General features: G+C 46.2%; 21 protein-coding genes. 12 read left to right on the forward strand and 9 right to left on the reverse strand.

Going from position 1 to position 24,321, the window contains the following annotated elements; all coding sequences use genetic code 11:
- Window positions 1–33: 33 nt before the first annotated feature.
- Window positions 34–618, reverse strand: coding sequence for a cysteine/O-acetylserine transporter (gene eamB / locus A9237_RS14250; protein ID WP_078608432.1), 585 nt, complete (start codon window positions 616–618; stop codon window positions 34–36).
- Between the two features lie 112 nt (window positions 619–730).
- On the opposite strand from eamB, the gene A9237_RS14255 reads away from it, so the two are divergent.
- The 3 genes from A9237_RS14255 to A9237_RS14265 all read left to right on the forward strand — a co-directional run bounded on the left by A9237_RS14255 (window position 731) and on the right by A9237_RS14265 (window position 3,894).
- Window positions 731–1,606: a LysR family transcriptional regulator gene (locus A9237_RS14255; RefSeq protein ID WP_009706958.1), complete on the forward strand. Its 876-nt coding sequence runs from the start codon at window positions 731–733 to the stop codon at window positions 1,604–1,606.
- Between the two features lie 254 nt (window positions 1,607–1,860).
- Window positions 1,861–2,835, forward strand: coding sequence for a DUF1852 domain-containing protein (locus A9237_RS14260; protein ID WP_009706956.1), 975 nt, complete (start codon window positions 1,861–1,863; stop codon window positions 2,833–2,835).
- 30 nt (window positions 2,836–2,865) lie between these two features.
- A complete protein-coding gene (locus tag A9237_RS14265; protein WP_078608433.1) occupies window positions 2,866–3,894 on the forward strand; it encodes a methionine synthase in 1,029 nt (342 codons plus the stop codon).
- Window positions 3,895–4,000: 106 nt separating this feature from the next.
- Here the strand turns inward: A9237_RS14265 and A9237_RS14270 are convergent, their stop codons facing one another.
- The 3 genes from A9237_RS14270 to A9237_RS14280 all read right to left on the reverse strand — a co-directional run bounded on the left by A9237_RS14270 (window position 4,001) and on the right by A9237_RS14280 (window position 7,908).
- Entirely contained in the window at window positions 4,001–4,504 is a 504-nt protein-coding gene (locus tag A9237_RS14270; RefSeq protein WP_078608434.1) for an ankyrin repeat domain-containing protein, read from the reverse strand.
- 1,310 nt (window positions 4,505–5,814) lie between these two features.
- Window positions 5,815–6,834 (reverse strand): DUF2955 domain-containing protein, encoded by a 1,020-nt coding sequence (locus A9237_RS14275; RefSeq protein ID WP_078608435.1) that lies wholly within the window; start codon window positions 6,832–6,834, stop codon window positions 5,815–5,817.
- A gap of 9 nt (window positions 6,835–6,843) precedes the next feature.
- Window positions 6,844–7,908, reverse strand: a complete 1,065-nt coding sequence (locus A9237_RS14280; protein ID WP_078608436.1) for an HlyD family secretion protein — start codon at window positions 7,906–7,908, stop codon at window positions 6,844–6,846.
- Between the two features lie 114 nt (window positions 7,909–8,022).
- Between A9237_RS14280 and A9237_RS14285 the strand changes: the two genes are divergently transcribed.
- The 4 genes from A9237_RS14285 to A9237_RS14300 all read left to right on the forward strand — a co-directional run bounded on the left by A9237_RS14285 (window position 8,023) and on the right by A9237_RS14300 (window position 10,648).
- A complete protein-coding gene (locus A9237_RS14285) occupies window positions 8,023–8,883 on the forward strand; it encodes a LysR family transcriptional regulator (protein WP_038895249.1) in 861 nt (286 codons plus the stop codon).
- Between the two features lie 117 nt (window positions 8,884–9,000).
- Window positions 9,001–9,543: a hydrolase gene (locus A9237_RS14290; protein WP_005435018.1), complete on the forward strand. Its 543-nt coding sequence runs from the start codon at window positions 9,001–9,003 to the stop codon at window positions 9,541–9,543.
- Between the two features lie 51 nt (window positions 9,544–9,594).
- Entirely contained in the window at window positions 9,595–10,071 is a 477-nt protein-coding gene (locus tag A9237_RS14295) for a GNAT family N-acetyltransferase (RefSeq protein ID WP_078608725.1), read from the forward strand.
- Between the two features lie 82 nt (window positions 10,072–10,153).
- The gene (locus A9237_RS14300) at window positions 10,154–10,648 is read left to right on the forward strand and encodes a GNAT family N-acetyltransferase (RefSeq protein ID WP_078608437.1); all 495 of its coding nucleotides are present in this window, start codon (window positions 10,154–10,156) and stop codon (window positions 10,646–10,648) included.
- Between the two features lie 81 nt (window positions 10,649–10,729).
- On the opposite strand, the gene A9237_RS14305 is transcribed toward A9237_RS14300, so the two are convergent.
- The 3 genes from A9237_RS14305 to A9237_RS14315 all read right to left on the reverse strand — a co-directional run bounded on the left by A9237_RS14305 (window position 10,730) and on the right by A9237_RS14315 (window position 14,886).
- Window positions 10,730–12,181 (reverse strand): hypothetical protein, encoded by a 1,452-nt coding sequence (locus A9237_RS14305; RefSeq protein ID WP_078608438.1) that lies wholly within the window; start codon window positions 12,179–12,181, stop codon window positions 10,730–10,732.
- A 93-nt stretch (window positions 12,182–12,274) separates the two neighbouring features.
- On the reverse strand, window positions 12,275–13,627 hold the full coding sequence (locus A9237_RS14310) for a LysM peptidoglycan-binding domain-containing protein (RefSeq protein ID WP_078608439.1): 1,353 nt from the start codon (window positions 13,625–13,627) through the stop codon (window positions 12,275–12,277).
- A gap of 362 nt (window positions 13,628–13,989) precedes the next feature.
- Window positions 13,990–14,886, reverse strand: a complete 897-nt coding sequence (locus A9237_RS14315) for a 1-aminocyclopropane-1-carboxylate deaminase/D-cysteine desulfhydrase (RefSeq protein ID WP_039842282.1) — start codon at window positions 14,884–14,886, stop codon at window positions 13,990–13,992.
- A gap of 223 nt (window positions 14,887–15,109) precedes the next feature.
- Here A9237_RS14315 and A9237_RS14320 point away from each other — a divergent pair, with 223 nt between their 5' ends.
- Window positions 15,110–16,348 (forward strand): leucine-rich repeat-containing protein kinase family protein, encoded by a 1,239-nt coding sequence (locus A9237_RS14320; RefSeq protein ID WP_078608440.1) that lies wholly within the window; start codon window positions 15,110–15,112, stop codon window positions 16,346–16,348.
- 97 nt (window positions 16,349–16,445) lie between these two features.
- Here the strand turns inward: A9237_RS14320 and A9237_RS14325 are convergent, their stop codons facing one another.
- Window positions 16,446–17,744, reverse strand: a complete 1,299-nt coding sequence (locus tag A9237_RS14325) for a sensor histidine kinase (protein ID WP_041058243.1) — start codon at window positions 17,742–17,744, stop codon at window positions 16,446–16,448.
- Window positions 17,741–18,418, reverse strand: coding sequence for a response regulator transcription factor (locus A9237_RS14330; RefSeq protein WP_005389368.1), 678 nt, complete (start codon window positions 18,416–18,418; stop codon window positions 17,741–17,743). The genes A9237_RS14325 and A9237_RS14330 overlap by 4 nt, the downstream gene beginning before the upstream one ends.
- A 152-nt stretch (window positions 18,419–18,570) precedes the next feature.
- Here A9237_RS14330 and A9237_RS14335 point away from each other — a divergent pair, with 152 nt between their 5' ends.
- The 4 genes from A9237_RS14335 (at window position 18,571) to A9237_RS14350 (ending at window position 23,934) form a co-directional block, all read left to right on the forward strand.
- Window positions 18,571–19,611, forward strand: a complete 1,041-nt coding sequence (locus A9237_RS14335) for a glycosyltransferase family 2 protein (protein ID WP_078608441.1) — start codon at window positions 18,571–18,573, stop codon at window positions 19,609–19,611.
- 2 nt (window positions 19,612–19,613) lie between these two features.
- Window positions 19,614–21,020: an ArnT family glycosyltransferase gene (locus A9237_RS14340; protein WP_045412049.1), complete on the forward strand. Its 1,407-nt coding sequence runs from the start codon at window positions 19,614–19,616 to the stop codon at window positions 21,018–21,020.
- Between the two features lie 4 nt (window positions 21,021–21,024).
- Window positions 21,025–21,447 carry a GtrA family protein gene (locus tag A9237_RS14345; RefSeq protein ID WP_078608442.1) on the forward strand — a complete coding sequence of 141 codons (423 nt, stop codon included), beginning with the start codon at window positions 21,025–21,027 and terminating at the stop codon, window positions 21,445–21,447.
- Between the two features lie 390 nt (window positions 21,448–21,837).
- Window positions 21,838–23,934, forward strand: a complete 2,097-nt coding sequence (locus A9237_RS14350; protein WP_039842287.1) for a methyl-accepting chemotaxis protein — start codon at window positions 21,838–21,840, stop codon at window positions 23,932–23,934.
- Window positions 23,935–24,321 lie beyond the last annotated feature (387 nt).

The following is a 24,321-nucleotide window of genomic DNA, read 5'->3' on the forward strand; positions in this document are numbered from 1 at the left end:
ACGCAGAAATCGCTGCGTCTCATCACCCCAACCTCAAACAAACAACTGTACCGCGCAGTAAAGCAGTGTCGCCGCTAAGGTCATATTGATCGCTTTGCCATACTTCTGAAATTGCGATTGAAGCAGCTTGCCGGTGATTGCCCAGATCAAGTTGCTCGCCAATGCAATAAACGCGAGCACTAAGCTGGTGGCTAAGATCCAGTAGATGTTTTGTGTGTAAGGCAACACGAATGTCGAGATAGATGTTACGCCGTACAGAATGATTTTCACGTTCACGAACTGCAAACCAAAACCTGTTAAGAAAGTGATGCCCTCAGAATCTTTTGATGTAGTTTTGATATCACTTGTCGCGATTCCCCAAGCTAACCAAATTATGTAAGCCGCACCCACCCATGTGAGCCAAGGTGTAATTACAGGAAGCAGGCTGACCATGTGATAAGTGAAAACACCACACAACAGCATCAAAACAATATAGCCGCAGAACATCCCAGAAATGACTTTGGTAGAACGCTTTAGCCCGTGCTGGGTTGCAACACTGAGCGACAAAATGTTGTTGGGACCCGGCGTGATCGAAGTAATGATGACGTAGGTGAAAAATGCGGTGTAGATGGCACTCATCTCTATCTCTCCTGTTTTTTGTGCACTATACTTCGCGTTAATCAATTAAAAAATTGAATATATTTAAACTGAGAGTTTTAACTTTTTGAACTATTCAGTTAGGAGTTTGGTCATGAATCTAAAGCGTTTCCTTACGTTTAAAACCATTGTTGAGGAAGGCTCGTTTCTTAAAGCATCGCAAAAGCTTTATTGCACTCAGTCGACAGTAACTTTTCAGATCAAACAGTTAGAACAAGATCTCTCATTGCAGTTGTTCGAAAAGATCGGCCGAAAAATGGTGCTGACTCAAGCAGGAGAAAAGATTCTTCCGTACGTTTATGAGCTCGCACGAGTGATGGAAAACATTGAAGGCACGGCACAGCAGGAAAGTTCTGAGCCGACAGGAGAGTTGAAGGTTTTAATCGCAGAAACTCAGCTCGCTTATAAAATGGCCAATGTTTTGAAGGAATTCAGAATACGAGCGCCGAAGGTCAGGCTCTCTCTGCAATCACAAAACTGCTACAAGATTCGTGATGAATTGATTGCTGATAAAGCCGATTTGGGTGTGTTTTATCGTGTCGGTAATGATGATTCACTCAAGGTGCATGAGTTTGAACAAGAGCCGTTAGTCCTTGTTGCTTCGCCGCTTTTAACTGGATTGGATTTACAGAAAAGGGATCAACACATTGATTTGGGGTTCATCAGCAATGGTCCTAAGTGCCTTTTCCGTCAGACTTTTGAGAGCATCATCCAAGAGCGCAACATCAGCATCGATAACATGATTGAGCTGAGCAGCATTAACACCATCAAAAACTGTGTAGAGAGTAATATCGGTATCTCGTATCTGCCTCGTTTCACTGTTGAAAAAGAACTGCAAGAGGGCAGTCTGCAAGAGCTCGCATTTACCGACGCACCACAAATGATCAAACCACTGTGTGGCTACCATGCCGGAAAGTGTGTCACGCCTGCAATGGAGGTCTTTATCGACTGTATGCGTAACGCGCACTAGACAGTTTTTTCCTCAAACCATGAAATTCCTTCATGTTCAACGTGAAGTATTACCAATGTTATTCAAGTAACGAAGCAAGTATAAAAAACAGACTGCTCTGGTGTTAGGCACTGTGACAGCTGTTTTTGAACTGAATTTTCGAAGTAAACGCTGCACACACTGACGATTGGGAAAATCAAAAAACACAACCATCCCCAAGAACAGAGTTAGGAATCAGTCAGCGTTTATCTAAGGAAATAGGATACCAACTCACCATGAATAACGATTTCAACTTTGCTATTAAGAGCATCCGTTTTGATGAGAACTACCAACCATCAGACAGCACGCGCATCACGACCAACTTTGCCAACCTAGCTCGTGGTGACAGCCGCCAGAATAACCTTCGCAATGCACTGCGTATGATCGACAATCGTTTTAATGCCTTGGCGCATTGGGATAACCCAAATGGCGATCGTTACAGTGTCGAGTTGGAAATCATCTCTGTGGATATGGATATCCAAGGCAGTGGCGAAGCGTTCCCATCCATTGAAGTGCTTAAAACCAACATTATTGACCGCAAAACCAATGAACGCATCGAAGGCATTGTGGGTAACAACTTCTCTTCTTATGTGCGCGATTACGACTTTAGCGTTCTGCTGTTAGACCACAACAAAGACCAGCCTCAATTTAGCATTCCTGCTGATTTTGGTGAGTTGCACGGCAAACTGTTTAAAGCGTTCGTGAAGTCGGAATCGTACCAACAACATTTCCAAAAGCCGCCAGTGATTTGTTTGAGTGTGTCGGACAACAAGGTTTACCGCCGTACTGACAACCAGCATCCAGTGTTGGGTTTTGAATACCAGCCAAACGAATCGTCATTGACCGAACAGTACTTCAAAAAGATGGGCTTACAGGTGCGCTACTTTATGCCGCCAAACAGTGTCGCTCCGTTAGCGTTCTACTTCTTCGGTGACTTGTTGAATGACTACTCGAATCTAGAGCTTATCAGCACCATCAGTACCATGGAGACGTTCCAAAAGATTTATCGCCCAGAGATTTACAACGCGAACGCGGTAGCCGGCCAGTGTTACCAACCGAACTTGAAGAATCTCGATCACTCGTTAACCCAAATCGTTTATGACCGCGAAGAGCGCAGCCAGCTTGCGAAAGAGCAAGGGAAGTTTGCTGAGAAGCACTTCATTAAGCCTTATCAAGCCATCCTTGAGCAATGGTCTGCAAATTACGCGTAATCAATAACGAGAATCTAGAAGGGAATAACGATGAAAACACTATTACCGACTTCAACGGCGGGCAGCTTACCTAAGCCTTCTTGGCTGGCTCAACCAGAGACGCTTTGGTCACCGTGGAAACTGCAAGGCGACGAGCTAATTGATGGCAAACGCGATGCGCTGCGTGTCTCTTTACAAGAGCAAGAACTAGCAGGGGTCGATATTGTCAGTGACGGTGAACAAACACGCCAACACTTTGTGACAACCTTTATTGAACACCTTAGCGGAGTAGACTTTGAAAACCGCAAAACCGTGACCATTCGTAACCGCTATGACGCGAGTGTACCGACGGTCGTTGGCCCAGTAAGCCGAACCAAACCTGTGTTTGTGGAAGATGCGAAGTTCTTGCGTCAACAAACCAAACAACCGATCAAGTGGGCGCTGCCGGGGCCCATGACGATGATCGACACACTTTATGATGATCACTACGGTAGCCGTGAAAAGCTGGCTTGGGAATTCGCAAAGATTCTTAACCAAGAAGCCAAAGAGCTTGAAGCGGCAGGCGTCGACATTATCCAATTTGATGAGCCAGCATTTAATGTGTTCTTTGATGATGTGAACGAGTGGGGCATAGCTTGCTTAGAACGCGCCATTGAAGGGCTAAAGTGCGAAACTGCAGTACATATCTGCTATGGCTACGGCATCAAAGCCAACACGGATTGGAAGAAAACATTGGGCTCTGAATGGCGACAATACGAAGAGGTTTTCCCGAAGCTGCAAAAATCCAACATCGATATTATATCGCTTGAGTGTCATAACTCGCGCGTGCCTATCGAACTATTAGAACTTATCCGCGGCAAGAAGGTGATGGTTGGCGCAATTGATGTAGCAACCAATGAGATTGAAACACCAGAAGAAGTTGCAGAAACTCTTCGCGAAGCTCTTAAGTACGTCGATGCCGACAAACTTTACCCATGCACAAACTGCGGCATGGCGCCTCTATCTCGTGAAGTTTCAACGGCAAAGCTTAATGCACTCAGCGCAGGCGCAGAGATCATTCGAAAAGAGTTGGTGGGTTGAGTCTTTAGCAATACTCAATATTCAGTTATCAACCCCTAGATAAACAAAACCAAGAGTCAGACTCTTGGTTTTTCTGTTTGCGAACGATGATTAATGACAAGCTTCTCTAAATCATTCTTTGAATAAACTCCAACATATTGGCTCTTGCCGGTGTCGGATTTTGCTTAAGTAGCCTGTTCGTGAAGTCATACAAGCTTTCGCTAGTTTGCGAGCTTAGAGCTTCAACGCTTGCTCCATGATCAATGAGGTATAGAAACGACTCATAATCGTCAGATAAAACGGCACTGTGTAAAGGTGGAAGAGAAAGTCCGTCTAGGGTGTTGATGCTGTTGATATCTGCCCCTTGTTGTAACAGCACATTGGCGACTTTGAACTTATTCTCATGATCTGAGTTCAATATCGTCATAATGCCAAGCTCAGAGTTGATTGAATCAATATAGCTTTCACTCAGATTGAAGGTCTCGATATAGGTTAAGCAGGCGCTGTCATTGAAGAGGGCAATATTGCTACCTAAAGCACAGAGCACAAGTCTTTCATCATCAACTGAGCTCGCGAAGACGGTAACCGTGGCAGCGACGACGACCAAAATTGCAGCTAACTTTTTTAGCATAGTTACGCCCAGAGTTTGAGTTTTGTGGTTAATGGATGGATTTTTAGACGGATTGAGGCGACAAGTAAATAAGAAAGAAGGACGCTGCTGCCATCGTGCGAAGAGCTTGTAAGAATGTTGAAACTAATAGAGTTATCGTTTCACAGGGGTTGTAATCTCATCGCACATCGTAAGACGCAAAAGCACGCACTGAAAAGTAAAGTAGTTTGCAGATCTTAACAGCACTTTGTGGGTAGATCCTGAATCACCTCGTTCCTCGTTGTTCAGGATGACAGACGTTGGTAGATACGTTGCTCGCGATGTTCTTATATGTGGAGTGTATCCAAAGTTGGGTCATTCCAGCGAGTCTAGACGAGACTAGGAATCTGCTAACCACTCGCTGGGAAATGGCGATAACCTCAGGACTTAACAGCATTCGGTGGGTAGATCCTGAATCATGCTCGTTCCTCGCTGTTCAGGATGACGGACGTTAGTAGATACGTTGCTCGCGATATTCTTATATTGGGTATGTGTCCGAAGTTGGGTCATTCCAGCGAGTCTAGACGAGACTAGGAATCTGCTCACAACTCGCTTGGAAAATAGCGATAACCTCAGACCTTAAAAGCACTTTGCGGGCAGATCCTGAATCACCTCGTTCCTCGCTGTTCAGGGTGACGGACGTTGGTAGATATGTTGCTCGCGATACTCTTATATGTGGAGTGTATCCAAAGTTGGGTCATTCCAGCGAGTCTAAGCGAGACTAGGAATCTGCTCACAACTCGCTTGGAAAATAGCGATAACCTCAGGACTACAAAGTACTTTGCGAGTAGATCCTGAATCACCTCGTCACTCGTTGTTCGGGATGACAGACGTTGGTAGGTACGTTGCTCACGATGTTCTTATATGTGGAGTGTATTCAAAGTTGGGTCATTCCAGCGAGTCCAAGCGAGACTAGGGATCTGCTAACCACTCGCTGGGAAATGGCGATAGCCTCCGAACTTCATAGCGCTCGGTGGGTAGATCCTGAATCACCTCGTTCCTCGTTGTTCAGGATGACGGACGTTGGTAGATACGTTGCTCGCGATACTCTTATATGTGGAGTGTATCCAAAGTTGGGTCATTCCAGCGAGTCTAGACGAGACTAGGAATCTGCTCACCTCTCGCTGGGAAGTGGCGATAACCTCAAAACTTAACAGCACTCTACGGGTAGATCCTGAATCACTTCGTTACTCGTCGTTCAGGGTGACCGGTTCTTAATAAAAATGCCGCTCCTAGCAAGGTGAGCGGCATGCTTCGTTTCCCGTTTCCCGTTTCCCGTTTCCCGTTTCCCGTTAATTCAATTCCACGTTCTTCATCTCTGGATGCTTCAATAACATCACGCGAATCCAGTGGTGTACCACCCACATCACCATTGCGGTCAGCAGCACTGCCACGAATATCGAACTGAATCGGTACAAGATGGAGAAGAACGCGTCTTTCTGCTCAGGCACTAATGACGTGGTCAGTGGAACAGACAGAGCAGACATCGCCGAGAACGCAATGGCGGCTTTGACTTGGCCTTTTGTTAGCCACAAACAGAATGGCCCCATAGCGATGGTAAACGCCAGCCAGAACAGCAATCCATGACCAAACCAACTGCCCAAGATTAACTGCACCGTCATACCCGCGATACAACCTAGCGCTGTGCCAATGATACGGATTTTCGCCATGGCCATTGAGCCTGCGAGTGTCATTGGCGTTAGGATAATGAGGATCGAAGCTTGTGCCGAAAGTGAGTCATACAAGTCACCTATTTGGAACACCAAAAACGCCGCCATCGCTACCACCCACCCCATAGCAACTTGGCTGATGTAGTCTATGTCGCTTTTTACTGGCGTGGTCATTTCTGTTTGTAAGATCTTCGATTCTGGCTCTGGGAATAACCAATAGGCGAGGGCACAGACGAAGATATTGCTGAACGAAATCACCCAAAGGTTGACGTTGAACTCTTCAATATCCATGAAATCGTAGCTTGCAAAGTTCAGCACGATCGAGCCTACCAGCAGTCCCATGTAACCAAACAAGTAGGTTTTTGGGTTCATCATCGCGATGCATTTAAACAGCATCATAATGCCTACTGCCGCGAACATCAGAGTGGGATGGAACTGTAAGTATTCGAGGATAAAGGTGGCTTGAACCGTCGTCCAAACCGCCGAGAACAGCACCATCAATACCAGTGGCAGGCTGAAGTGATCCATACGGCCGAGCACGAACAGTGGCAGCATGACGGCAAAGAAGCCGTAAGACCAACCAAAGAGCATGCTCAATGCCAAACCCATTGAGCAGCCGAACCAAATGCGTAAGGTTTTCATCGCAGCCGCCTAGTAGATAAAGTGGAACCAGCTAGCAAGGTAGATTTGAGCTTGTGCCATCATTGCCCAGAACGGACTGTTGTCTGGGTAAAGGACGATAGTGGCACGAGAACCGACGAACAGAGAGGAAGGTAAGGCTTCTTCGCTGGTCAGGTTTACGCGAGTGCGCTGTGCATCACGTACCCAACGGTTGTTCACTTCAACTTTGGTCAGTGCACCGTTTGGAGTTTGTTGTGCGGCTGCGACACCGTAATCTCGGCTCGATAATTCGAAGTCGTACACAGAACCTGGATTTGCATCGAATGCCACCATTGCGTGGTAATCTTTGCTTACTCCTGCCACAGACTTCTCACGGAAATCCGCAGCTACCCACATTGAGCCTGTTGGGACAAACGTGAGCAATGGCATGTTGGTGTTTGCCATAGTGCCGACTTCCAATTGTAGGTTCGTTACCACGCCATCGCTCGGAGCTAGGACTGCGGTGTTGGTTAGGTCTAGCTGAGCCTTCTCAATGCCGTTTTTCGCAATTCGAACTGCCGTACTTTGGCCTTTTTTGTCACCAAGTTGTGCTTCAATCACTTTCAAGTTTTGTTGTTCTGCTTTGAGCGCAGCTCGTGACACTTGGTTTTGTGCGAAAGCGTTGTCCAAAGTGGATTGAGAAATCACTTTCTGTTTCGACAGTTTTTGCAAACGTGAGTATTCACGGTGTGCGTTATTGTAGGTCGCTTCTGCTCGTGCAATGTTTGCCAATGCCGCTTCACGCTGTGAGTAAAGAGTGGCTTCTTTTTCGTAAGCCGATTGCAATGACAACTCCGCTTGCTCTAGGGCAATTTTGTATTTGCGGTCATCGATTTTGAATAGCACATCACCCTTGTGTACCGACTGGTTGTTGTCGATAAGCACGTCGGTCACTTTGCCGGAGACTTCTGGCGCGACTTGCACTACGTAACCTTGAACTCGCCCTTCGGTGGTGATTGGCGCATGACGGTCAGCAATGATGATGTAGAAAAAGAGTACAATGAACAGGACAATAAGTGTTCGCATCCAGTGTTTGAATTTATGATCCGCTGTCATAAGAGATACCTGAATTTATGGCGCTAACAAGCAAATAAGACAGGCGATTATAGAGAAGTTGGTCACAGTTCAGTAGAATGACATTAAGTGCATGAATGACCTAAAAGTAGGACAATGAACGTAAGTTTTGATGATCTTCACCTGTTTAGCCAAACCGTTGTACACGGAGGCATCAGTGCTGCCGCAGATGCTAACCAATTACAGCGCTCCAAAGTGAGCCGCAGACTACAGGAATTGGAAAAAGCGCTAGGCTGCCAATTGCTGATTAGAACCACGCGAACCATTGAGTTGACCGAGCACGGCAAGCGTCTGTTTGAGCTGGTGGGACAACCGATTGAGCATATTCAGCAAGGCTTGAATGTGATGCACGAATATCAACAAGAACTGACGGGCAAGGTACGCGTCGCGATTCCGTCTGCATTGATGAGCTCAGCCGCGTTTAACTGGATCATTAACGAATACACCACGCGCTACCCAGAGATGTCGGTGGAGATTGAAAACCACCAAGAGAGTGTCGATCTCAAGCGTCAGGCGTTCGATCTTCAGCTTCTTCCTAGTGTGGCGAAAGTGTCGGACGACAGTTATGTTCAGTTCAGCTTGTTGCCTTATCGCAGCCATTTTGTTGCGTCTAAAGCCTACCTAGAGGCGCATTCACCATTAAAAACCATGGAAGATTTAAAGCATCATCGTTTGCTCACCAACCGTTACAATGCGGACTTACTCGACTCTGAACTGCATGTGGCATTGAAATCAGATGATTTGAATTTGCTTCGCTCTATGGCTATCGCAGGCAATGGCATTGCGTTTATTCCTCAAGTGCATTCCAAGCCAGCATTGGAGGACGGCATGTTAGTGGAAGTCCTGCCAGAGTTTACGCATCCTAAGCAGCACCTGACTCTGATTTATCCATCCAATCTGTTTTTACCAAACAAGGTAAAAGTGCTGATTGAACTGTTTCGAGAACGATTCAAATAGCGTGAGCGGACAATAATTTTGCGAATTTGCCGATCTGATTATCCTGCGCTTCTGGTACATTCGTTTTATTCAAAGGCTTGAGCAGAATGATGTTTAAGCTGCTCATAGGAGATGAGAATGTTATCGAAAAACACCACCGGACTGATTGTTGTCGATGTGCAAGGTAAGTTGGCAACGCTCATGCACGAAAGCGAAGCACTGATTGAAAGCACCACCAAGTTAGTCAAAGGCGCAAAAGCGCTTAACTTGCCGATAGTGTGGTTGGAGCAAAACCCAGATCGTTTAGGACCAACGGTTGAGCCGATTCGTGAAGTGCTCGCGAAAGATCACTTACCCATCGCTAAGTACACCTTTGATGGTTGCAAAGAACCGACATTCAAACTCGCGGTAGAAAATGCCAAAGTCGACACTTGGCTAGTTTGTGGTATCGAAGCGCACATTTGTGTGTATCAAACCGCGGTGTCGCTGCGTCAAATGGGTTACCGAGTGGAATTGGTGACCGATTGTGTCTCTTCTCGAACGCCAGCGAACAAAGCGCTAGCGCTTGCAAAACTGACCGCGAATGGCGTTGGTCTAACGGGCGTCGAAATGTGTTTGTATGAAATGGTAGAAGATTGCCGAGCTCCAGAGTTTAAAGAGATCTTAGGGCTCATTAAATAGCACAACCGCAGTCGTAGACAATTGTTACGGTGAAACATGGCAGAGGCAAAGATGGAACTGAGAGCATTTGAAAAGGAAGATTACGAGGTACTCATCCGCTGGATTGATTCAGAAAAATTGAACTACCAGTGGGGAGGCCCAAACTTTCATTTCCCTTTGGATGATGAACAAATCACTGCTCATTGCTCCAAACCTGAAGTCTTCCCGTTTATCCTTATTTGCGACGGAAAGAAGGCGGGGTATGTTGAGCTGTTCAAAGTTTCAGATTCACACTTTCGTATTTGTCGTGTGTTCATTGCTAACGCGTTTCGAGGGCAAGGCATTTCAAAGGTCATGCTCACGCAGCTCATCGAACTGTCTCAAACTCAGCACCGTGCTCAAGTCTTGTCGTTGGCGGTGTTTGAGCGTAATACGGTCGCGAAGAATTGCTATGAATCGCTTGGTTTCAAAGTGACTTCTCATGAATCAGGAACCCGTTGTTTTGATAACGAGGTTTGGGATCTTTTACTCATGGAAAAGCGACTGTAGAAAAGGTTTAAAGCCGGATAAAGGGTACTGGGGTTTAGCTCCTAGTTCACTTTGGGTATGTGTTAGGGATTAAGGATGACAAATGGAAATTAGAGAAGTTAAAGACACGGATTCAGCTCAAATTGTTGAAATATATAATTACTATGTGGAGTCCACGTCGATTTCTTTTGAGGAAGAACCTATTTCCGTCGAGGTGATGCAGCAACGAATAGAAGAAGTGCTGAGTTTAGGCTTACCTTGGTTGGTAGCCGAGGTCGACGGCCAAGTATTGGGATACGCTTATGCCAATCGATGGAAGCCGCGCTCTGCTTATCGCTTTACTGTTGAACCTTCTATTTACGTGAAGCAGGGCATCACCAGTAAAGGTATTGGCAGCACTTTGTATTCACACTTGCTCGATAACCTGAAAGAGAAACAGATTAAGAACGTGATTGGCGTGATTACGTTGCCTAACGAGTCAAGCATCCGATTGCATGAGAGATTGGGCTTCAAGAAGGTAGGGGAGTTTCCTAATATCGGGCTTAAGTTCGGCGAGAAGAAGTCTGTCGGGTATTGGCAGTTGGAATTGAATGCGTAACCTCGAACTTTGAAATCTCCTCCCTTGGTAACCTGATTTTTTTAAATAGCTTACCAAGGGAAATCGGCCTCTTGTGCTGACTTAGGCATCCCTGTTCTTGTTCGATGCTCGCTTGCTAGAGGACAGCGCGGTTTGTGTTTCTTCCAGCCCTTCCGCTTCATATTGATAGCCCGAGTTCATGCTCATGTCTTTGTACTTCACCAGCATCTTTTCAATGATCAGAGATTGAATGCGAAGAGCATCTTTCCCAAGCTTTGTTGCAATAAATTCACTGAGCGCTTTCACCGTCACTTTGTGCTTTTGCGCGTTTGATTCGGTTCCGGTTTTGACTTCAATCACCATGTTCTGCTCTTTCTGAGCAATTTGAGTCAGATGCGCAGTGAACCGCTCGTTGTAAACCTGAGATGTTGGGCTTAAACGGAGTTTGTTGATTCTTGGGTACTGAATCGCCAATTCATCCTTAAGTTTTTGGTGCAGTTTTAAGTCTTTTAGAGCAATCGACTTTTGCTGATTGATGCTGTTGAAGAACTTCATATCGTTAGAGACATCAATGTCTTCGGAAGATGAGATAAACGCAGGGTCAAACAACACATTGCGGTTGAGCATGGTGAACTGCTCGATTGGTCGGCCTTTTACAGCGCCCTCGTTGAGTAACCCTTTCGGCGCTTTTGAGCCTTTTTCGTAGGTGTCTCCACTTGTTACACCAAGCGAGATATACAAGGTGGTGTCATCTTTTACTTCCGATGTGGCTTCTTCCGCCGCGGAGATAAGATCCATTTCAGACATCAACACATTGCAGTCCATCATGGTGACTTTTTTGAGTTGTTTGAGTTTGCAAAAATCGACGACGGCTTTTCTTGTTGCACCAAAACCAACGGTGCCAGATTCGAATGACCACCCAACCAAACCTACGCCAGCGGCTTGAAGTAGTGTCCCCACTTGCTCGTGATATAAGTTCAGCTCACTTTGGTGCACGAACAAGTACACGGGTCTGTCGCTGCCTTCTGTGTACCAATACAAGTCCTCCAGTTTTTCTTTGATCTTAAACTCTTTCGGCATACCGACGGAGGGAACGATTAAAGCAGTGCCCATGGTGGATTGAGGCGCGATTATTACTTCAAAATGAGAAGCGCTTGGTGACGTTGACTGTTGGCTTTGTTGTCGAGTTTGCACCGGACTTGGATCGTGGATTTGTCGGCGGTAGTAGACACGCTCCAGTTCGCGGTAGTTATTCAAAACCTGATCGACACTGACAGGCTCATACTTGAGCGCACCTGTGTTGTCGTTAACGACGTAGCGGTAGTTAAAGCGTATTAGTGCCTCAGCGGCTTGGTCTGCGATAGTGAGATTGTTCTCTTCTACGTGGTTTTGCCAATCTCGTTGAAACGCTTCCCACTTGTCGGCGTTTTCTCTGGTTTGATCCTCGCGCGAGCGCTTAGTTGCAGAACCTCCTTGCGCAGTGTTGGAGGCATCGTTCTTTCTTTTTTTCGCTTGGCTTGAGGTAGCCGCCGAAGTGTTCGTTTCACCGTACATGCGTGTGTTCACTTATTTTGAATATGAGTGATGAGGGAGACTCTCCCTCAAGTGGCATCTTGATTTGCGTTGTCGAGCAGCAAGCCATAAAAACTAGACCGAAGACAGGCTGGTTATGTGCGTCAACTGTATGTCGTCCTCGACGAAAGAAACGGCCACTCGTAATACGCGGCTTTCAATTTTTTGCACATTTAATACTGGCGTGTTTTGCGACAATCCTGCGTGATTAAATATATTGATCACTGAAGAGGGCTGCGTTAAGTCCGAATATTCTCCCCACACATCGCGTTTTGCGTACTTTCCCCAAACGTCTCCGAGCGGGTAGGCTCGGCCTACTGTGAAGGTGTCTTGAGGACATATTTGCTCAGCATTGGTCGCTTTTTGTGGTTGTTGAGCCGCACTAACATTCAACACATCACCAACTTTGAGTGCGATCGGATCGCTTTCATAGCTCGGATTAAGCTTGAGCAATGCTTTTGCAGACAACCCATATTGAGGCGCAATATCCGTCCATAGTTCCGGCGTTCCATCGTCGTTGGTACTGACTTTATGGGTCTTCGCTTTGCTCATTTCGTTGTTCGATTGTGTCGTCGTACTTTCTCTTGGTAACAAAGACTGTTTCACAATCGCTTTAAGCGCAGCAATATCAATGAGCGTTGCATTTTGCTCCAACCAAGTAGGGTTAATCTCGGCAAGCTCATCGTTGGTGAGCTTCTCTTGACGGTAGAAAATATGCTGGGGTGCGGCTTTCTTACCCTCGATTGCGACCGGTACCAGTACGGTGTTGAATGTTTTGGCGCTGGCCAGTATTTCTGTAATGCCATGGGCGTTGGAAGTGGTCATTTGCCAAGAAAACTTGTCGTTACCAAGAATCGCCATTTCATGCATTAACTTTCCATCATGGAAATAATAGTAAAAGCCTTGCGCTGCCCAACCCAGTAGACCTTTGGTTTCGACGGCAGGAATAAAAGGAATGAATTCAGCATTGGTATATTCACTGCCGATCGGTTTTGGCGTGACAGTGTATTTTTGTTGTAAGCCGACGTCTTGAAAAAGTTCGTGTAAAAGGGTTTTGTCTTCGGCTTCGAAACATGCTGCTGATAATACAGTACAGGGCGACGGTTGGGTTTTCTCTAATTTTCCCCAGCGTTTAATAAGCGGTTCTTTTTGCGTTTTTGCCAGAGAAAAAACACCCGGTCGAAGTGTATTTAAATCGTCTTTTGGCGCATGGATTTTAATTCGGCATTCAAATTCCGCCTCAGCCTGAGATTGATAGTCGTGGACTGACGAGCTGTAGCTTGCTGGCGCACTGTTCTGTGAACTGGATTGGTGACTTGTGTTCGAATGACGGCTAGCAGTTGAATGTTTGTTTGACGTAGTTGGTGTGGATTCGATAAGTGGCGAGTAGCCAGCTCCCCTCACACGTGTTGATGTTGGACGCTTCATTAATATCGCCTCTTGGATTTAATTGGTGATAGCTTAGCGGCAAATAAAAGAACGCACTATAGACAAAACAACCAATTCTTTTTGCTTAGTTACTAAATCTATAGTCAGAACGAAAGTCACGCAGGGTAAGGTATTTAATGATAATAATGTTTATTAAAATGAGAGGATGATGCAATAAATAATATTAATGCGAAGGGTGGGTAGATATATTGATGGTTTATTTTAGGAAAGCATGAAGCGCTAATTATTGGTTATTAATGACGAAAGCTTAATAACTAGCAGTTAAGAACTGACAGTTTAATAACCGATAGCGAATCATAACCATTAACTAGCGCTGTGGCCTATTGGAAGAACCAATTAGCTTACTCAAACTCTCTTTGGTATCTCGGCAACATGGATTCATTGCCAAGCAACCCGCCTTGATGGATGTAAATCAACGTCTTATCTTCATTTTCTGCCAACCATGGCTGCAAGCATTGCCACATGTAAGGGTCATACAACAGATCGAATTCTAGGTTGGTTTGATCGTAGAGTGCATTCCACGTCTCGTAATCGCTTTGATATAAACGACCGAAATGGTGCTTATCGCGTACCGACAAAATGGTTGGGTGATTGTCTGTTTCTAGCGTGTTGAATTGTTCAGTGAGGTACTGGGCATCACCGACACAAGCACAGGTAACAACCTCGATTCCGTGTGGCTTCAAATGTTTACTTAAGTAAAGCGCAGTGGTTCCAGTTCCTGATGGCAAGGCCACAACAAACTGTTTTTTGCCTTCAAGGCGAGTCCAATCAAGAAGCTCGCGCGCTAATTGCTTTACTCCAGCTTCGGCAATTTTTGCTTTACCGCCTTCTGGAACCACCAAGGTCGTGTCGTCCAAACCACGAACCTGTTCGATGTATTCGGTTGGATGCAAAGTAGATTCGATGTCCTGCATCGCTGTGATACTCATACCCAAATCAAGCGCACCACGATAGTTGCCGATAGGGGAGTCTTTAAGCCAAGACGGAATATGTTGAACGTAGAACTCGAAGTTCCAGCCTTTGATTTGCGCCAGAGCGGCAAGCGAGTACATTGCGTTGGATTGGGCAGAGCCATAACTGATTAGGGTTTTGATGTCGCTGTTCTGCGTTTCCATCAACGCCATAAACTTACGTGCTTTGTTCCCAGAAAAGTGAGAATGCAGCATGTCATCACGCTTAAGGAAAAACGTATGACCGTTGAAGTTGTGTTGAGTTATCGGGCTTTCAGAGAGTTTCATGCTACTGCTGACGTGTCCAACCACGCGACCTTGCCGTTAAAAAGGGCGCGTAGTGTAACGCCATTAAACCCAGATAAAAAGTCTGGGTTTCAGTACATCCATTTCGGTTATTCCTGATGTTTTGGCCGCTTTGGTTTCAGGGGATTCAATTCCATGGCTCGCCTTTCTGTCTCAAGCCAAGTAGACTACGCCGCTTATTTCAACTCAATCAGAAGGCTTGGTTTTGCAAACTCTAGAACAATTAAAAACAGGACAATTAGTAGGAACGAAACAACTGAAGTTAGCGCAAGGGCTAACGGAGTTTCCTATGGAAATTTTAGAGCTTGCAGAAACGCTTGAAGTGTTAGATTTGTCTGGCAACGAACTGTCAGATTTACCACCAGAGTTGGAACAGCTGACCAAGCTAAAAATCATCTTTGCTTCCAACAATCGTTTCACCCATCTGCCAGAGGTCTTGGGTCAATTGCCAAACCTTGAGATGGTTGGGTTTAAAACCAACAAGATCAAAGTGGTGAGTGAAGCCTCACTACCAACTCAGTTACGTTGGTTGATTCTGACCGACAACGAGATTGAAGTTCTTCCAAACAGCCTAGGTGAAAGACCGCGCCTAAGAAAGCTTGCATTGGCGGGCAATCGCATCAAACAACTGCCAAACAGCATGGAAAACTTGGTCAATTTAGAATTGATTCGTTTATCTGCGAACCAGTTAGAGCACTTCCCGGATGTGTTGATGAAGCTGCCTAAATTGGCATGGTTTGCTTTCGCAGGTAACCCATTCTGCAAACACCCATCTTCGTTAGACAGTGTGCCGAAAGTGACGACAAACAGTTACTCGCTTAATCATGTTCTTGGCCAAGGTGCGAGTGGTGTGATTTCTCATGCTAACTGGACTGACGCTCAATATGACTTCCCGAACGAAGTGGCGGTGAAAGTGTTCAAGGGCGAAGTGACCAGTGACGGTTACCCACATGATGAACTTGAAGCATGTTTACAAGCCGGGCATCACAACAACTTGGTGAAATCCATCGCGCAAGTAGACGATGGTAATGAGCTTGCTTTGGTGATGGAGCTGATCCCAAACCGTTACTACAACTTAGGTTTACCGCCAACACTGGAAACTTGCACTCGAGATACATTCCCACAAGGGTTTACGCTGAAGGTCGAGCAAGTGAATTCCATTGTGGAGCAAATGGTGGACGTGTTTAATCATCTGCACGATAACAAGGTGTGCCATGGTGATTTGTATGCGCACAACACTTTGGTGAATGACCAAGGTGAGATGATCTTCGGCGACTTTGGCGCGGCAAGCATTTACGGTTACTTATCGGACGAACAGCAAGCGGCAATCCGAACCATTGAATCCAGAGCGTTGAAGTACTTTATCGAAGATATGTTTTCTGTATGTGAAGCGTCGGAATCGGCATCGCAAGCATTCAATCGACTAGCAGCACTTGCAGCATAAGATTTCATTCAATCGGAATTAGAAAGAGGTATCGAATTGCTCGTTTTGAGACTGAGCAAATGTCGATACCTCTCAATTGAGTTAAGCGCTGAGGAAGTTACTCTGAGCAAGCCTCTTGATGTTCTGACGCAAGATCAATCACCGCCTCACAACCACCTTCTGGATGTGTACCAATCTTAAATTGCCAGCCATAGCGTTGGCACAAATCGTCCACAATCATCAAACCTAATCCGTGCCCATCAGAGTGCGGAATGGTCGAAAAGCCTTCGCCTTCATCACGCACCGAGATGGTGTTCTCATCCATATTGATATGAATTGATCCCGATGGTGTCGCGGCGATGCCGTTGCGAATCAGGTTGCCAAGAATAATGGTTAGCACGGCATTGGTCGCGCGCGTTCTTGGGTTGCCGTCGATCTGTACATCAAAGCTGAGTGCTTTCTCATCCGCCTGAGCTTGGCTTTGGAAGATGATTTGGTTGAGTTCTTCTTCGGTGATGCTGCGCACTGGTGAATCATCTGCATTACGCTCGTAACGCACTAAGCCGAGTAGGGCATCCACCATAGTCGACATCTGCTGCGTTGCATCCTGAATTCGGTTCACTTGGCGGGTTTGGAAATCTGTGTTCGCACTTCTCGCCAGTAAGCTGCTTGAGCCTTTCATCACGGTTAATGGTGTACGCAGTTCATGGCTTGCGTATCGTGCAAAGGCTTGCTCACGCTTTATGACTTGGTTGATTTTATGGCGGTACTCATTCAACTCATCCGCAAGGGTTTGGAACTCTTTGGCCGAGCCTTCAGGCACACTAAAAGTTTGCGTGGCATCGCCTTGGTGATGATCGAGTTGAGTTTTGAGCGCATTGACGGGTTCAATCAAGCGCTGTGACAAACGCAACAACAGACTACCAAATAGGAACACCAGCACGGCGACAATGGAGAGCACCATAGCGACGACGAGAATGAATTCCTCTGAGGTGATCTCGATTTCATCAATCAAGGAAACCAGAATCACGGGATGTTCAACGCCTTTGTAGGTGTAAGTACTCATGTAAACCATGCGCGAGTATTCACCGTCTTCTACCTCATCAAGAAAGTGCTTTTGACCAATCAGGTATTTTTGGTAGCGCTCGGCAACCAATGAGATGTCGTTGTAAGCGGTGGTGAGCAGGTCAAGCTGAATACTGCCTTGCTCTGGGTGGGACTGGAAATGTTCAATCGCTTCTTTTTTGTCGACCATAATACGACGCTCGCCGACACGGTCTTCAGACCAAAGCAGGGAGCCGGTAATCAACAAAAAGCAGAAGATGCCAATCACGACAGACACAAAAGAGAAAAACAGAGCGAGTCGCCCTGTCATACTTTGTGTGCTTTGCGTGCTAGCAAGTAAGCGATTGATCATGCACCTGTCTCCAAGCGGAAGCCAACTTTCGGTACGGTGATAAGCACATGTTGTTCAAATGGCTTATCAAGTTGGTTGCGAAGTTGGTAAATGTGGCTGCGCAGAACGTCGTTGTTCGGCTCGTTCTCTTGCCAAAGTTGGAAGGCGATTTCTTCACGTGTTACTACGTCTGGCGCGCTTTTCACAAGCATTTCCAGAATGGTGTAAGTGGTGGGGTTTAGCGCCAGCAGTTTATCTTGGCGGTAAGCTTTACGCGTTTTTTGGTCGATAGAGACTTCGCCGTATTCCAACTTACTCGACGCGACAGTGCCACGGTAACGGCGGATCAGTGCCATCATGCGCGCTTCAAGAATATCCAAGTCGAAAGGCTTGGTTAGATAGTCATCCGCACCATGTTGGAAGCCTTTGAGCATATCGTCACGGCTATCAAGTGCAGTCAGCATAAGCACTGGTGTGTTGTTGCCCGCGTCGCGAAGTTTATTACACATGGTCAGGCCATCCATGCGTGGCAACATGAGGTCGAGCAAGATGATGTCGAAGGTGTTTTCCATCGCCAGTTTCAAGCCGAGCTCGCCGTTGTCTGCATAATCGAGTTCCATACCTGCACACTCAAAATAATCGAACAGCATGCCTGCGATTTCTCGATTATCTTCGACTAAAAGTACGCGTTTCATGTATTTCTCTCCAAGTGGACGGGTTTTCGAAAATAAGACTTCGTCTTAACCGAACATTATTCACTAAGAACGTGAAAAAGATGTCAACAACATCTCTTTCACATTGATGTTTGTAGACTGGATTCATTCATCGGATTTAGTGGAAGAGTAGCATGTCAACCTTCAACATTCACGCTGCAACCTTTTCAAAGGTGAGCCAACACACTGAGCCTAAAACAGTTTTGTCTGTTGTGGTGCCATTCTTTAACGAGCAAGAAGTCTTGCCTGAATTTCATCGTCGTTTAGCCGCCGTTTTGGATGAAATGCCAGAACGCTGTGAAATCGTCTATGTCGACGACGGCAGCAAAGATGACAGCCTAATGATCGCGCAAAACTTTTCTCAATCTTCTAGCGACGTTCGTTGTATTGCACTAAGCCGTAACTTCGGCAAAGAGTCCGCCATGAGTGCGGGGCTGGAACACTGCCAAGGTGAAGCGGTGATCGTGATTGATGCCGACTTGCAAGACCCGCCGGAGTTGATCCCGCAAATGGTATCAAAATGGCGTGAAGGGTATGACGTGGTGAACATGCAGCGCAGCGAACGCCACGGTGAAACATGGTTCAAACGCTTTTCGGCCGCTTGCTTTTACAAAGTGCTTAACAGCATGGCGAAATTGGATGTGCCGGAGAACGTGGGTGATTTCCGTCTACTGAGCGCAAAAGTGGTCAAACACATCAATGCGCTGCCAGAACGTAACCGATACATGAAAGGCATTTTCTCTTGGCCGGGTTTCAAGCAAGTGACGGTTCAGTTTGAGCGTGACGCTCGTTTCTGTGGTGAAACCAAATGGAACTACCTCAAGCTGATTGGCCTTGCAATGGACGGCATTACCTCGTTTTCCATTCGTCCTTTGCGCTTAGCGACACTTGCTGGTGCGCTAGTGGCGTTCAGTGCCTTTATCTATGGCGCATTCATTGTGATGAAAACCGTTGTGTTTGGTGAGCCTGTCACTGGCTACCCATCCATGATGGTCGTCCAACTTGCATTGGGCGGTGTGCAACTGCTGTCGATTGGCCTTTTGGGCGAATACATTGGCCGCATTTTTGTCGAGACCAAGCAACGTCCTCTTTATCTTATTCAGTCTGTTTACGAGCAGCCTGCAAAACATCAATCCATCCAAACCATGAAGTTTAAATTGGGAGAAACCGCGTAATCATGAGTATTAATAAAACCCATCTGTGGTTGTTGTTGGCGTTTGCTCTTTTACTCCGTCTTATTTCACTTGCCGCTTACCCTTTGATGGACACCACAGAAGCCCGCTACGGCGAAATGGCACGCTTAATGGTGGAAACCGGCAATTGGCTTACCCCACAGTTTGATTACGGCGTGCCTTTTTGGGGGAAGCCACCCCTGTTCACGTGGATGAGTGCTTATGGTATTGAGTTGTTTGGATTGAATGAATTTGCGGTGCGCGCACCTCATTGGTTAGCGGGTGTTGCGACGATTGTTTTTGTTGCTTTCATGGCGCATCGCGCTGGCTTTAATGCAGTCATCGCAGCGTTGGTACTGGCGACGTGTGGCATCTTTTCAATTGCGGCGGGTGCGGTGATGACAGACATGGCGCTGACGTTAGCAATGACCATGGCGATGGTCGGTTTTTATTACTGCTGGCTTGGCAAAGACAAACACAGCCGATTGTGGGGTTATCTCGGTTTCTTTGGCTTGGCTTGCGGGCTGTTAGCAAAAGGTCCAGTGGCGATCGTGATCATGGGCATCGCAGTGTTTCCTTGGCTTGTGATTCAGCATGGTTTTTTTGGTGCCTTCAAAGCCTTGTGGCAGCGTTTTCCAATTGTATCGGGGTTGGCGCTCATGCTAGCGATTGCTCTGCCTTGGTACATCATGGCTGAAATGGCGACGCCTGGATTTATTGATTACTTCATTGTTGGTGAGCACTTTAAGCGTTTCGTTGTCAGCGGTTGGGAAGGGGATCTGTATGGCTCCGCTCATGATCAACCACGCGGGATGATCTGGGTGTTCTGGCTGCAATCGGCTGCGCCTTGGTCAATCGTATTGCCTATCTTGGCGTGGAAACGTCGTAAGGTACTCAAAGCCATTGAAACTGATCATCAAGGTTTGTTTAGCTTCCTGATGTGTTGGCTGATTTCTCCAATGATCTTGTTCACCATGGCTGGGAATATTTTGCCTGCTTACGTATTACCGGGTGTGCCTGCGTTGGGTATTTTGATTGCAATGCTGGTGGATAAACACGATTTCAAATGGTTGACCGGAACGGCAGCGGTGTTGCCAGCCCTGCTTATGATTGCGATGTTGGTTTTGAATATGGGCAAAGCAGATAGCCGCAGCGACCGCATAATCTTCGCGCAAATTAATGACAACGCTCCGGTCTTTTACATTGGTAAGCGCCCGTTCTCAGGCCAATTCTATAGCCATGGTCAGGCGAAAAAGCTTGAAGATAAGAATGACTTAAACAATCTGAAGAAATTCCACCTGATTGGTAAATCGCAGCAAGTGGATAGCATGATTCATGAAAATGCGTTGAGTTGTACCAACGAGTTCACAGCAAAATCGAAACGCTCACTCTACACCTGTGTGGTCGGATAGCGGAATGGGCAAATTACCAAAATTTGCTTCGCTGGAAAGGTTTGCTTCGTTAACAAGGTTTGCTCTAGTAGGTGGTGTCGGCTTTATGGTCGACACCCTTATCTTTACTGTGTTGTTCCATTGGTTTGGTCTGGAGCTGATGCTGGCTCGTGGGATAGCATTTTTGTTTGCAGCAACTACGACTTGGCTTGGCAATCGCTGGCTGACTTTCTCTCAAGCAGAAAAAACCAACCCTTTCGCTCAATGGCAAAAATTTATGGCGAGTGCCTGTATCAGTGCTTTGCCGAACTTTATTGTGTTCAAAGGCGTAACGCTCGCGCTTGGAACACAAGGAGTGATGGTCTATTTGGCTTTGATCTTAGGCATATTGGCAGGCATGGTGAGTAACTATTTACTCAGTGCAAAATGGGTGTTTCGCCAAGGGTAAGTCGGGTGGGGTTGTCGAGAATGACGATAATTCCATTTAAAACAGGGAGATGGATGAAATTTAAGTGTGATCTATATCACGTATTGAGTAATCTGTCTCTTTCTATCCATGCGCTCTGATATCTCTCTATTTTCATATAAAAACCATTTTATTATTAAGGGTTAAGTTCTATAAATACAAGAGCTTAGGCTTTCTTCTGATGCACTTTATTTATTGTGCAGCTCATACTTAGAAAATATAAAACCGCCCTCCGTCGTAACTCTGTTAATAATGCAGATCTTTCTGTTCTCTTTCTGTTCATATTTTGGCGTCTTCTATTCACTTCTGTTGTTTAAAATCCACGAAATTTCAAAAGCTAACGCCAATTTATCATCAGTCATAGAGGCTAATATGTTTAACAGTATACGTACGCGAATTGCAGTGAGTGCGGGTGGAGCAATGGCTTTCACTTTGTTGATTGCAATGGGCATGACCACCAATGCTTTCACGGATGTGAACAAGCAAATTAACGAAAAAGTGAAAGCGCAATTGACCGATGCGACCAACACAGATCTGCAAAATACCGCGATTCAGCAAGGTTTGAATATCGCTAACCAGCTTGATCCTGTTTTGGCAAACCTAAAGCAAGCGCGCTCTATTATTGAGTTAAGCGCAGAGCGTAACGCAAGCGCAGACCTTATTGTTAAACAGTTTACTGCCGCGCTAGAGGCTCAGAATAAAGCCGTATTTGCTGGCTACATGGTTTGGCAAGATAAAACATGGCCACAGCAAGTGACGTTCAACGCAGAAGATGGGTTTAACAGCCAAGGTTATCTTGCGCCGTTTTTCTCGCCGAACGAGCACGACAGCTTTGATGCGGTCGCCATGGAAAGCTTTAGCAATACAGAACTCAACAGCAATGGCGAGCGCAAAGATGATTGGCACCTTATGCCTTACGAAACGGGCAAGACGTTTGTCATGGAGCCTTACTTCTATCCAGTAAGAGGCAAACAAGAGCTGATCACGACCATCAGCCAACCCATTAAGCAGGATGGCAAAATCATCGGTTCTTTAGGCTTCGATTTGTCGCTGCATGAGCTGCAAAGCCAGAGTGAACGTTTTGCGCATAACTTGTTTGATGGCGAAGGCAAAATCCTTATCACGTCTTGGAAAGGTATTACGCTCGCGAACAGCCGTGCTGCCGATATGGTCGGTAAGAAAGTGTCGTCAGAGCTTGCTGCAGAATGGTCAAACATTCAGTCTATTGCGAAACGTGATGGCGCAGGTTTGGTGACTTTTGGTGGTGATGAATACGCGATCACAGCTATCGATACGAGCGATGCTCCATGGGTAGTCATGGTGTCGGTTCCCAGCAACCACCTTACAAAAAGCGTCGACGACTACCAACAATGGAGTGATGACCAGAATTCAGAAGCGCTTGAAAAAGGTATCTGGGCGGGGATCATCGCTGCTCTTCTAGGCATTGCTGCAATGGCATTTATTGCAAGCTCGCTTGGTAAAGTTCTGAATAACTTGGTTGAACGTTTCAAAGACGCTGCACAAGGTGAGGGTGATCTGACTTACCGCATTGAAGTGAAAGGCAAAGATGAAACCGCGCAACTGGCGCATTGGTTCAATACTTTCCTATCGCGTATGCAAGAGATGCTGCTGACTGTGATGGCAACGGCAGACCAAGTCGATAAGAACGCCACAGAGGGCCAGACGCGTGCCGCAGCTTCTCGTGACCAATTGAATGCTCAAGTAAATGAGGTGAACTCGCTAGCAACCGCAATCAATGAAATGAGTGCCACAGCGCAAGAGGTCGCGAACTCAGCAGTTCAAGCGGCAGCAGCTGCAAGCCAAGTACAAAGCAACAGCTTGAACGGCATGACACGCATGGATAACGCCGCAAATGCGGTAGATAGCTTGGCAATGCAAGTGAACGATGCGCAGCAACAAACACAGAACTTAGTCGATTCCAGCACGGCGATTCAAGGCATTCTGAGCGAGATCGGTGGTATTGCAGAACAAACCAATCTATTGGCTCTGAACGCTGCAATTGAAGCGGCTCGCGCAGGTGAGGCAGGCCGAGGCTTTGCAGTCGTTGCCGATGAAGTTCGTAATCTGGCCAATCGTACTCAAGGTTCGACAGAAGAAATCCGCGCGATGCTGGCTCGACTAGAGCAAGAGACGCAATCTATCGTTGTGTTGATGGAGCAAAGCCAAAAACAAGCCATCGATACTAAGGGTGAGACTCAAGCAGCGCACTTGGCTCTGTCTGAAATCAACCAAGCGATTGAAGTCATCAATGACATGAACAACCAAATCGCTTCGGCAGCAGAAGAGCAAAGTTCAGTATCGGAAGAGATTAACCGTAATGTCGTGATCATCAACGACACGGCGGTAGAGGTGATGGATACGATGACCTCATCAGTAGAAATCAGTAACGAGTTGACGGTAAAAGCGAGCGATCTTCACGGCGAGCTGAGTAAGTTCAAGCTGTCTTAATCGTCTCTTTTATTGAGTCTCCCTTACAAGCCGAGTGCATTATGCGCTCGGCTTTTTTGTTCGTGCCAATAACACTAACCCAAACTATTCAATTCAACTTTTTCTGCTTTGGTTGCGTCTTTTTGAAAATGACTTCGTCTTATAGGCATGGAACGGAATTAAGTGATGTGTGCATGGTGATGTTTTATTCATCTAATGCCTTTTTGAGAGTGCTGTAATTGACGCCGATTTTATAAATCAAGTTGCGCTTCAAATTGATTATTACCGTACGTGGTTTTTACTGGGTTTTGGAACTTGTTCTAGATCATTAAAGTGTTCAAAAACGCAATCTTTGATTTTAAATATTTAAACTTTGATGTGGTTTAAGAAATTAAACCTGACTCATAT

The organism is Vibrio owensii (genome assembly GCF_002021755.1).
In the GTDB taxonomy this organism is placed as follows: Bacteria; Pseudomonadota; Gammaproteobacteria; order Enterobacterales; family Vibrionaceae; genus Vibrio; species Vibrio owensii.